This is a genomic window from Nonomuraea deserti, assembly GCF_004348685.1.
GTDB lineage: Bacteria > Actinomycetota > Actinomycetes > Streptosporangiales > Streptosporangiaceae > Nonomuraea > Nonomuraea deserti.
On record NZ_SMKO01000282.1, the window covers coordinates 1 to 9,749 of the forward strand.

At 71.8% G+C, this 9,749-nt stretch carries 9 protein-coding genes; 1 reads left to right on the forward strand and 8 read right to left on the reverse strand.

What is annotated here, in order from left to right:
• Positions 1–1,047 (reverse strand): cation:proton antiporter (locus E1292_RS47440; protein WP_132606372.1); only part of this gene is annotated, 1,047 nt, incomplete at its 3' end.
• Positions 1,048–1,348: 301 nt separating this feature from the next.
• Entirely contained in the window at positions 1,349–2,497 is a 1,149-nt protein-coding gene (locus E1292_RS47445; RefSeq protein ID WP_132606373.1) for a hypothetical protein, read from the reverse strand.
• Between the two features lie 230 nt (positions 2,498–2,727).
• On the opposite strand from E1292_RS47445, the gene E1292_RS47450 reads away from it, so the two are divergent.
• A complete protein-coding gene (locus tag E1292_RS47450; protein WP_132606374.1) occupies positions 2,728–4,731 on the forward strand; it encodes an ATP-dependent DNA helicase in 2,004 nt (667 codons plus the stop codon).
• Positions 4,732–5,162: 431 nt separating this feature from the next.
• Here the strand turns inward: E1292_RS47450 and E1292_RS47455 are convergent, their stop codons facing one another.
• Genes E1292_RS47455 through E1292_RS47480 form a run of 6 tightly spaced genes read right to left on the reverse strand, consistent with a single transcriptional unit; the run spans position 5,163 to position 9,734 of the window.
• Positions 5,163–5,915, reverse strand: coding sequence for an SGNH/GDSL hydrolase family protein (locus E1292_RS47455; protein ID WP_132606375.1), 753 nt, complete (start codon positions 5,913–5,915; stop codon positions 5,163–5,165).
• Positions 5,912–6,346, reverse strand: coding sequence for a type II 3-dehydroquinate dehydratase (gene aroQ / locus E1292_RS47460; protein ID WP_132606376.1), 435 nt, complete (start codon positions 6,344–6,346; stop codon positions 5,912–5,914). Before aroQ ends, E1292_RS47455 begins: the two co-directional genes overlap by 4 nt.
• Positions 6,343–7,413 carry a 3-dehydroquinate synthase gene (gene aroB / locus E1292_RS47465; RefSeq protein WP_132606377.1) on the reverse strand — a complete coding sequence of 357 codons (1,071 nt, stop codon included), beginning with the start codon at positions 7,411–7,413 and terminating at the stop codon, positions 6,343–6,345. Before aroB ends, aroQ begins: the two co-directional genes overlap by 4 nt.
• Positions 7,410–7,928, reverse strand: coding sequence for a shikimate kinase (locus tag E1292_RS47470; RefSeq protein WP_132606378.1), 519 nt, complete (start codon positions 7,926–7,928; stop codon positions 7,410–7,412). Before E1292_RS47470 ends, aroB begins: the two co-directional genes overlap by 4 nt.
• The gene (gene aroC, locus E1292_RS47475; RefSeq protein ID WP_132606379.1) at positions 7,925–9,106 is read right to left on the reverse strand and encodes a chorismate synthase; all 1,182 of its coding nucleotides are present in this window, start codon (positions 9,104–9,106) and stop codon (positions 7,925–7,927) included. Before aroC ends, E1292_RS47470 begins: the two co-directional genes overlap by 4 nt.
• 43 nt (positions 9,107–9,149) lie before the next feature.
• Positions 9,150–9,734, reverse strand: a complete 585-nt coding sequence (locus E1292_RS47480; protein ID WP_132606380.1) for a prepilin peptidase — start codon at positions 9,732–9,734, stop codon at positions 9,150–9,152.
• Positions 9,735–9,749: the final 15 nt, after the last annotated feature.

The window sequence follows — 9,749 nt, forward strand, 5'->3', positions numbered from 1 at the left end:
CCGCATCCCCGCCCACCCGAGCAACATCCGCTGCGGCCCGGCGGGCGCCCGATCGCCCCTGTGCAGGAGGTTGAACAGGGACGTCACCGCGTACAACCACACGAACCTGCTGGCGATCGTCACCGCCAGCACCGCGGCGGCATAGCCGGCGACCTGCCACGCGCTGACGCCGGTGAGGCCCTCGACCACGGTCTCGAGCTGCAGCCCGATCAGCGCGAACACGATCGACTCCAGCATGAAGGCGGTGACCTTCCACACGGCGCCGGACACCAGGCGCGTCCCGAACCCGCGCAGGTGCATACGATGCCCCAGGTGGAGGCCGACGACCACGACCGCGATCACGCCGGAGGCCTCCACGGACTCCGCCGCGAGATAGGCGGCGAAGGGGATCAGCAACATCAGCGCGTTCTCGACCATCGAGTCGCGCGTGCGCTCGAACAACCACGAGAGCGCGTACGCCAGCGCCAGCCCGATCGCCACGCCGCCCGCCGCGGCGAGCAGGAACAGGCCCGCCCCCTCGGCCAGGTCGACCGAACCGCCCACGGCCGCCCCGATGGCCACCCGGTAGAGCGTCAGCGCGGTGGCGTCGTTGAACAGGCTCTCGCCCACGAGGATCGTCAGCGTCCGGCGCGGCAGGCCCAGCCGGCGGCCGACCGCGACGGCCGCCACCGCGTCGGGCGGGGCGACGACGGCGCCGAGCGCGAACGCCAGCGCCAGCGGCAGGCCCGGCAGCAGCAGGTGGACGACCAGCCCCACCACGGCCGCGGTGAACACCACCGCGCCGACCGACAGCAGCCCCACGGGCCGCCTGACCTCGCGCAGCCGCAGGTAGGAGCTGTCCAGCGCGGCGGAGTAGAGCAGCGGCGGCAGGAACACGAACAGCGCCAGATCGGGATCCAGCGGCACCGGAGGCACCAGAGGCGACACCAGCAGACCCGCGGCGACCAGCAGCAGCGGCGCCGGCCAGCCCTTACGCCGCGCCACGGCCGCGATCCCGACGGCGCCCCCGGCCACCACCAGCAGTTGCAGGCCCATGGTGGGATTCACCGGCGCCCCTCCCCCTACGGCCCGATCACCCCGCCGTGAGCGTACCCACGAAAGGGGGGTGACCAGCGCACGGTGGCGCGGGAACCCCCACACGGACCGATCCCACACGGACCGATCCCACACGGACCGGTCCCGCGCGAGGCGGATTAGGAGCGGCGCACCATGGCGCGGGAACGGATGCCGCGCAGACGGATCCCCCACAAACCGACCCGCGCGAGACGGACCAGATGCGGCGCACCATGGCGCGGGCTCGGTTACGCGCGAGGTGGACGGGTCGTGGCGAGCGCGCGGCGGGTGCCCGTCACCACTCCCTGCGGTCGCTTCTCTCGTGATAGTCCGGCTGCTCGGGACGCAGGCGCTCGCCCGTGGAGAACATCGGGTCCCCGACGTACGGGCGGGTCATCTCGGGATCACCGTGCTCCTGGCGGCCGAGGGCCAGCAGCGGGTCAACGGGGTTCTGGAGGGACGGCGCCTGACGCTGCTGCGGGGCCGGGCGGGGCCGGCCGGCCCCCGGGATGCCGTGCATGGGGGTGCCCAGGCCGGCCGTGCTCGGCTGAGATTGAGGCTGGGCTTGCTGCGGCTGCGGTGGTTGGGGCTGCCGGTAGGTGTCGGAGCGGCGTCCGTAAGGGTCGGACTGGTACGGGTCCGACGGGTAGGGGTCGGGCCGGTGCTGCTGGGCCGGCTGGTAGGGGTCGGCGGCCTGCGAGGGGAAGCCCAGCGGGTCGGTGCTGGCCGGCGCCTGGCGGCGCTGATCGCCGGGCATCTGGTAGACCGGTTCGTTCTCGACGTACTGGGGGCCGGTGAAGGGCTCGGCCTGGCCCTGCTGGATGTAATGGGGGCCGCTCATCGGGTCGGCGGTGTACTGAGAGCCGCTGAAGGGGTCACCGGTGTAGGCCTGTTGGGGGGCGGTCTGGTCGACGTATTGAGGGCCGGTGAAGGGGGCCCGCTCGCCGTAGGCGGGGGTGCGCTGCTCCCTGGGTGCCGCGGTCTCGCCGTAGGCGGGCGCGTGCTGCTCTCTCGGCGCCGCGGTCTCACCGTACGAGGCCACCAGCTTGTCCTGGGGGGCCGGCGGCGCGCCCCTGGCCACGAGGACGTCGTTGGGCGACAGCGCCGCCGTGGGCCGGTCGTCCGGCTGCGGCTGCTGCGGCGGTTGCTGGGCGTGCTGGGACGGCCGGTGGTATTGGCCGGTGCCGGGGATGACCTCGGTGCCGGGCTCCTGCGCGGCCACGGCCGGCTGCTCGCCCGTGGCCTCGGCGTAGCCGTCGTCGAGGGTGTCGAGCAGCCGCCCGACGTCCTCCATGGGCATGCGGAAGCTCGCCGTGCACATCTCGCCCCGCCAGAGGCTGAGGACCAGCGTGCCCTCATGCCAGGTGACGCGGAGACACCGTTCCTGACCTCGCGCATCGAAGAAGACTTCGCCGAACGATGGCAAGGGGACAACTTCCGACATGGAGGACATATTGCTTTAACCAGCCTTTATTCGTCCACTCAACCCCGGAAAACCCTAAGGGACCGGTCTTCCCACCTACACCGGGATTCCCTCTGGTCACGCTCGGTGGAGACTTTCTGGTGCCAGCTGGAGTCCCGATCGACCAGTGTGCCATGCGTGCCGTCGCGCCGATTCATGAATGCCGGGATGCGTCTGGCCGATCACACCGCGTTCGGCGCGGCGGCCCTGGAATGCGGGTAGCGTTTACTGCCGTGCCGGACTCCCATCTCCCGTCAGTGGACGAACTGCTCAGCATCGCGGTAAACGCTCTCGGAGGGAGCGAGCGGCAGGGCCAGATCACCATGGTCCAGGCCGTACGGCAGGCCCTCGACGACAACACGCACCTGGCGGTTCAGGCGGGCACGGGCACCGGCAAGTCAGTGGCCTACCTCGTACCCTCGATCCGCCACGCCATGGACAGCGAGAAGCCGGTCGTGATCTCCACGGCCACGATCGCGCTGCAGCGCCAGCTCGTCGACCGCGACCTGCCGAGGCTCGCCGAGGCGCTGGGCAAGGAGCTGCCGCACGAGCCGACGTTCGCCATCCTCAAGGGCCGGCGTAACTATCTGTGCCGCTATAAGGCGACGGCGGGCTGGCCCGAGGAGGACGAGCAGGACCAGCTCTTCGACCCGCGCGAGGTGAGCGCCACCGGCCGCATGGTGCAGCGCATCCAGGAGTGGGCCGAGGAGACCGAGACCGGCGACCGCGACGAGCTGGTGCCCGGCGTGAGCGAGCAGGCGTGGCGGCAGTTCTCGGTGAGCGCGCAGGAGTGCCTGGGCGCCACCCGCTGCCCCAGCGGCGCCGAATGTTTCGCCGAGCTGGCCAGGGCACGGGCGGGCGAGGTCGACGTGGTCGTGACCAACCACGCGCTGCTCGCCATCGACGCCATGGGCGAGCTGCCGGTGCTGCCCGAGCACGAGGTCGTCGTCGTCGACGAGGCCCACGAGCTGGTCGACCGGGTGACGTCGGTGGTCACCAGCGAGCTGTCCGACACCTCGGTGATGCTGGCGGTCCGCCGGGTCGGCCGGCTGATCGAGCAGCCGATCGCCGACCAGCTGATGGAGGCCGGCGAAGACCTCAAGGCGTTGCTGGCCGCCGCGCCGCCCGGGCGCATCGACGAGCTCCCGCAGGTGCTCGGGCTGACGCTGGCGCTGGTGCGCGACACGGCCTGGCGATGCATCACCGCACTCGGCCCGCGCAACGCCGACAAGGACGACCCCGACAAGGCGGGGCAGCGCAAGGCCGCGTTCACGGCGCTCGACGAGGTGCACGACACCGCGGTGCGCATGCTGGAGGCCTACGGCCACGCCTCAGAGGCCGACCGGGCGGAGGTGGTCTGGCTCGACGCCGGCACCGACCGCCGGCCGCCGATGTTGCGGGTCGCGCCGCTGAGCGTCAGCGGCATGCTGCGCGACAAGCTGTTCGGGGAGCGCACGGTGGTGCTCACCTCCGCCACGCTCGCGCTCGGCGGCACGTTCGACCCGCTGGCCGCGCAGTGGGGGCTGGGCGAGGGCAGGAGCTGGCAGGGCATCGACGTCGGCTCGCCGTTCGACCACCCGCGCGCGGGCATCCTCTACGTCGCCAAACACCTGCCCCAGCCGGGGCGCGACGGGCTGCCGCAGGCCTACCTCGACGAGATCGCCGAGCTGATCGAGGCGGCCGGAGGCCGCACGCTGGGGCTGTTCTCGTCGATGCGGGCGGCCAAGGCGGCCACCGAGGCGCTGCGCGACCGGCTGGACGTGCCGCTGCTGTGCCAGGGCGACGACTCCACGATGCTGCTGGTCAAGCAGTTCGCAGAAGACGAGCCGACGTGCCTGTTCGGGACGCTGTCGCTGTGGCAGGGCGTCGACGTGCCCGGCCCGTCGCTACGGCTGGTGATCATCGACCGGGTGCCGTTCCCGCGCCCCGACGACCCGCTGACCTCGGCCCGGCAGCGCCACGTGGCGGCCAAGGGCGGCAACGGGTTCATGGCGGTGGCGGCCAACCACGCCGCCCTGCTCCTGGCCCAGGGCGCCGGCCGCCTGCTGCGCGCCCAGGACGACAAGGGCGTGATCGCGGTCCTCGACCCCCGCCTGGCCACGGCCCGCTACAGCAGCTTCCTCCTGGGTTCCCTTCCCCCGTTCTGGCGCACGAACGACCCGGCCATCCCCCGAGCGGCACTCAAACGCCTCACGGAAACGGCCCCTGACGCCTGACGCCTGACGCCTGACGCCTGACGCCTGACGCCTGACGAGGATCACACCACCAGGGCGTCCCCGGCCACGCCATCCGAAGGGCTCCTGCACGCGACCGGTTCTCCACGTAACGTTGCGTGCTCGGTCACGGGTTTCACCACGGTGAGGGTCAAGTGCGCGCCCCGTCACGGCGGTCAGCCGGTGAAGGGTCAGCGGGCGTTTCCTGGAGGGCCATCAACCACCTGCGGCGGGTGGCTGAACACCGCGAAGCCGTAACAAAGCGAACTGGCCACGGGTCAGCGGGCGTTTCCTGGAGGGCCATCAACCACCTGCGGCGGGTGGCTGAACACCGCGAAGCCGTAACAAAGCGAACTGGCCACGGGTCAGCGGGCGTTTCCTGGAGGGCCATCAACCACGTACGGCGGGTGGCTGAACACCGCGAAGCCGTAACCCTAGAAGGGGGAAAGATCGGGACGCTTGGGAGAGACCCCGTCGCCGGAGGAGACGCCGCGGAGGCGGCGGGAGACCCAGGGGACGAGGTGTTCGCGCATCCATTGGGCGTCTTCGCGCCGGCGCGCTCGGGGGTCCACCGCCCGCTCCGGCCAGCCCTTGCGCCAGTCGTCGAACGGCACCCCCAGCACGTCGAGCACGCGCGCGGCGACCAGCCGGTGGCCGTCTTCGTTCATGTGCAGGCGGTCGGCGCTCCATGCCCGCCAGTCACGTAGCCCCTGCATCGACCACTGGTCGACGAGCCGGCACCCGTAGAGGTCGGCGATGGAGCGCAGGTGCAGGTAGAAGATGGCGAAGCGGCCGCGCAGGCGCCGCATCACCGGCGTGTCGCGCGGGTCGACCCCGGTGAACAGCAGCACGTCGGCGCCCCCGGCCCGCAGGTCGCGTACGGCCCGCGCGACCTGTTTGGCCATGACGTCGGGGTCGCTGCCGGGCCTGAGCAGGTCGTTGCCTCCGGCGCAGAAGCTGACCAGGTCGGGCGCCATCTCGACGGCCAGCGGCACCTGCTCGGCGACGATCTGGTCGATCAGCTTGCCGCGCACGGCCAGGTTGGCGTAGCGGAAGCCGGGGTTGTCGGTGGCGAGCCGTTCGGCCACCCGGTCGGCCCAGCCACGGTAGTGGCCGTCCGGCCCGGGATCGTTCAGCCCTTCGGTGAAGCTGTCGCCGAGGGCGACGAAGGACTTGTAATGCCTCATGAGGTCGTCTTCATCTCCGCGATAGCGTGCAGCGCAAGGACGTATGACTGTAGCCCGAAGCCCGCGATCGTGCCCGTCGCCACCCCGGCCACGACGGAGGTATGGCGAAACTCTTCCCTGGCCGCGGGATTGGAGATGTGCACCTCGACGAGCGGGGCGGTGCGCTGGGCGATGGCGTCGCGCAGGGCGTAGGAGTAGTGGGTGAAGGCGGCCGGGTTGAGCACGACGGGGATGCGGCCGTCGCAGGCCTCGTGGATCCAGCCGATCAGCTCGGCCTCGTCGTCGGTCTGGCGCACCTCGACGTGCTCGCCGAGCTTGCGGCCGGTGTCGCGGCAGAGGGTGGCGAGGTCCTCGAACGTCTCGGCGCCGTAGACGTCGGGCTCGCGGACGCCGAGCCGGCCCAGGTTGGGGCCGTTGAGCACGAGGATCATGCGGAGATCTCCTTGTAGGCGGCTTCGAGCAGCTCTTCTGCGGGACCTTCGAGGCGACCGGGTCGCGCCAGGTCGTCGAGCACGACGAAGCGCTGCTTGGCTCCGCGGTTCTTCTTGTCCAGGCGCATGTGGTCGCGCAGCCGGGGCCAGGCGTCGGCGCGGTAGGAGACGGGCAGGCCGACGCTCGCGAGGATCGACCTGGTGCGCTCGACGAGGTCGGCGCGTCCGGAGAGCCGCGACAGCTCGGCGGCGTAGACCATGCCGACGGCGACGGCCTCGCCGTGGCGGATGGTGTAGTGCTCTTCACGCTCGATGGCGTGGGCGAGCGTGTGGCCGTAGTTGAGGACCTCGCGCAGGCCGGACTCGCGCAGGTCGGCGCCCACGACGTCGGCCTTGACCTGGATCTTGCGCTCGATCAGCTCGCGGGTGTGCGGGCCGCCTGGCGTGGTGGCGGCCTCGGGGTCGGCCTCGACGAGCGTGAGGATGGCCGGGTCGGCGATGAAGCCGCCCTTGATGATCTCGGCGAGGCCGGCGACGTAGTCGGCTTTGGGCATGCTGCCGAGCGTCGACAGCTCGCACAACACCCCGGCCGGCGGAAGGAACGTGCCGACGAGGTTTTTGCCCTCGGGCGTGTCGATGCCGTTCTTGCCGCCGACGGCCGCGTCGACCATGGCCAGCAGCGTCGTGGGCACGAGCACGACCTGCACGCCGCGCAGCCACGTGCCCGCCACGAACCCGGCCAGATCGGTGGTCGCTCCCCCGCCCACGCCGATCACGGCGTCGGAGCGGGTCACGCCGTGCCGGCCGAGCGCGGACCACAGGCGCGCGGCCACGTCGACGGACTTGGCCTGCTCGCCGTCGGGCACGGGCAGCTCGGCCACCTCGTAGCCGCGCTCCGACAGGGTCGCGGTGACGGGCTTGGCGAGATCGGGCAGGCTCTCGGGGCGGATGACGGCGACCGTGCGCACACCCGGTTTGAGCAGGGTCGCCAGCTCGGCCTGCACGCCGGTGCCGACCACGACGTCGTAGGGGCTGTCGCCGCGTACGTGGATCCGCGTCGCGCTCATGCGGGCAGCCCTCTCACGATCTCGTCGGCGAGCTCGGCGGGCTCGCGCTTGTCGGTGACCACGGTCGTCACGGCCAGCCGCTCGTAGACCGGCCGCCGCTCCTCCATCAGCTTCTTCAGCTGGCTGCGCGGGTTGAGCACGAGCAGCGGCCTGGCCGAGGCGAGCCCGACCCGCTGCACCGCGTCGGAGAGCCCCACCTGCAGGTAGACCACGTGGTGACCGTCGAGCAGGGCCTGGGTCTCCTCGTCGAGCACGGCGCCGCCGCCGAGGGACAGGATGCCGTCGTGCTCGGCCAGCGCCCTGCGCACGGCCTGGTGCTCGAGCTCGCGGAAGCGGGCCTCGCCGTCCTCGACGAAGATGTCGGAGACGGGCTTGCCCACCACGGCCTCGACGTCGGCGTCGGTGTCGCGGAACCCGACACCGAGCCGCTCGGCCAGCAGCCGCCCGATCGTGGTCTTGCCTGACCCGGGAGGGCCGATCAGCACGACGATGCCCGCCGATGGCTTTGTGCTCATTTGATCACCATGGAAGAGAGGTAGCCGGACAGGTTGCGCGCGACCTCCTCGACGGAGTCGCCGCCGAACTTCTCGAGCGCCGTGTCGGCCAGCACCAGCGCGACCATCGCCTCGGCGACGATGCCCGCGGCCGGCACGGCGCACACGTCGGAGCGCTCGTGGTGGGCCTTGGCCGCCTCGCCGGTCTTGACGTCGATGGTGGCCAGGGCTCTGGGCACCGTGGAGATCGGCTTCATCGCGGCGCTGACGCGCAGGACCTCGCCGTTGGTCATGCCGCCCTCGACGCCCCCCGCGCGGTTGGTGATGCGCCTGACGCCGTCGTCGGCGGTGTATTCGATCTCGTCGTGGGCGCGCGAGCCGGGCCGCATGGCGGTCTCGAAGCCGTCGCCGACCGCGACGCCCTTGATGGCCTGGATGCCCATGAGCGCCGCGGCCAGCCGGGAGTCGAGCCTGCGGTCCCAGTGGGTGTAGCTGCCGAGGCCCGGCGGCAGGCCGTAGGCCAGCACCTCGACGACGCCGCCGAGCGTGTCGCCGTCTTTGTGCGCCTTGTCGATCACGGCGATCATCGCGGCGCTGCCCTCAGGGTCGGCGCACCTGACCGGGTCGTCGTCGATGCGGGCCTGGTCGGCGGGGCCGGGCAGCGTCTCGGCCGGAGTCCTGGCGCCGCCGATGGAGGTGACGTGGCTGACGATGTCGACGCCGAGGGCCTGCTTGAGGAAGCGCCTGGCGACCTCGCCGAGCGCGACGCGGGCCGCGGTCTCGCGGGCGCTGGCCCGGTCGAGCACCTGCCGGGCGTCGTCGAACCCGTATTTCTGCATGCCCGCCAGGTCGGCGTGCCCGGGGCGGGGACGGGACCTCGGCGCGTTGCGGGCCAGGCCCTCCAGCTCGGCCGGGTCGACCGGGTCGGCCGCCATGACCTTCTCCCACTTGGGCCACTCGGTGTTGCCAATGCGGATGGCGACAGGGCTGCCCATCGTGCGCCCGTGGCGCACGCCGCCCACGATCGTCACCTGGTCCTGCTCGAACTTCATCCGGGCGCCACGGCCATAACCGAGCCTGCGGCGGCGCAGGGCCTCGTCGATGGCGGTCGTGGTCACCTCGACACCGGCAGGCAGGCCTTCGAGGACGGCGACGAGTTCGGGCCCGTGGGATTCTCCGGCGGTCAACCAGCGCAACATGCCTCCAAGTCTTCCATGTGCGGCCCAGTGGCCGGACCGGCGTTCACCAACCGAGACAGAGCACGCTAAACGCCCCTAGCAGCATGAACGGCCCGAAAGGGAACTCGGTGTGCCGGGTCCCGCGCTTCGTCACGAGGAGGGCGACGGCGTACAGCGCGCCCAGCAACTGTCCGGCGAAGGCGGCGACGACCAGCGCCTGCCAGCCCAGCGCCGCGCTCGCCATGCCGATGAGCCCGGCCAGCTTCACGTCCCCCAGCCCCATCGCGTACGGCCTGGCGAACCAGAGCAGCCCGTACACGACCGCCAGCGCCGCCCCGCCGGCCAGCGCCGCGGGCAGCTCTCCCGTCGGCACGAGCGCCAGCGCCATGATCGGGTACGCCGGGAGCGTGATCGCGTCGGGCAGCAGGCTCGTACGCCAGTCGACCACGGCCAGGGCCACCCCGATCACGGCGAAGCACGCGTACGGCAGCCCCACCCGCCACGCGACGAGCGCGGTGACGGCGGCGCACACCACCTCGATGGCCGGCGGCCACGGGGGAACGGGGGTGACACCGTCGTCATAGGCGTCGGCCAGCGCCCGGATGGCGCGTCCGCACAGGAGTCCGAGCAGCGCCATGAGTGCGACCACGCACAGACCCTAAAC

Bases quoted from the DNA above. Each gene is read 5' to 3' on its own strand.
- E1292_RS47445 (WP_132606373.1), bottom strand. From the start codon at position 2,497: ATGTCGGAAGTTGTCCCCTTGCCATCGTTCGGCGAAGTCTTCTTCGAT.
- E1292_RS47450 (WP_132606374.1), top strand. From the start codon at position 2,728: ATGCGGGTAGCGTTTACTGCCGTGCCGGACTCCCATCTCCCGTCAGTG.
- E1292_RS47455 (WP_132606375.1), bottom strand. From the start codon at position 5,915: ATGAGGCATTACAAGTCCTTCGTCGCCCTCGGCGACAGCTTCACCGAA.
- aroQ (WP_132606376.1), bottom strand. From the start codon at position 6,346: ATGATCCTCGTGCTCAACGGCCCCAACCTGGGCCGGCTCGGCGTCCGC.
- aroB (WP_132606377.1), bottom strand. From the start codon at position 7,413: ATGAGCGCGACGCGGATCCACGTACGCGGCGACAGCCCCTACGACGTC.
- E1292_RS47470 (WP_132606378.1), bottom strand. From the start codon at position 7,928: ATGAGCACAAAGCCATCGGCGGGCATCGTCGTGCTGATCGGCCCTCCC.
- aroC (WP_132606379.1), bottom strand. From the start codon at position 9,106: ATGTTGCGCTGGTTGACCGCCGGAGAATCCCACGGGCCCGAACTCGTC.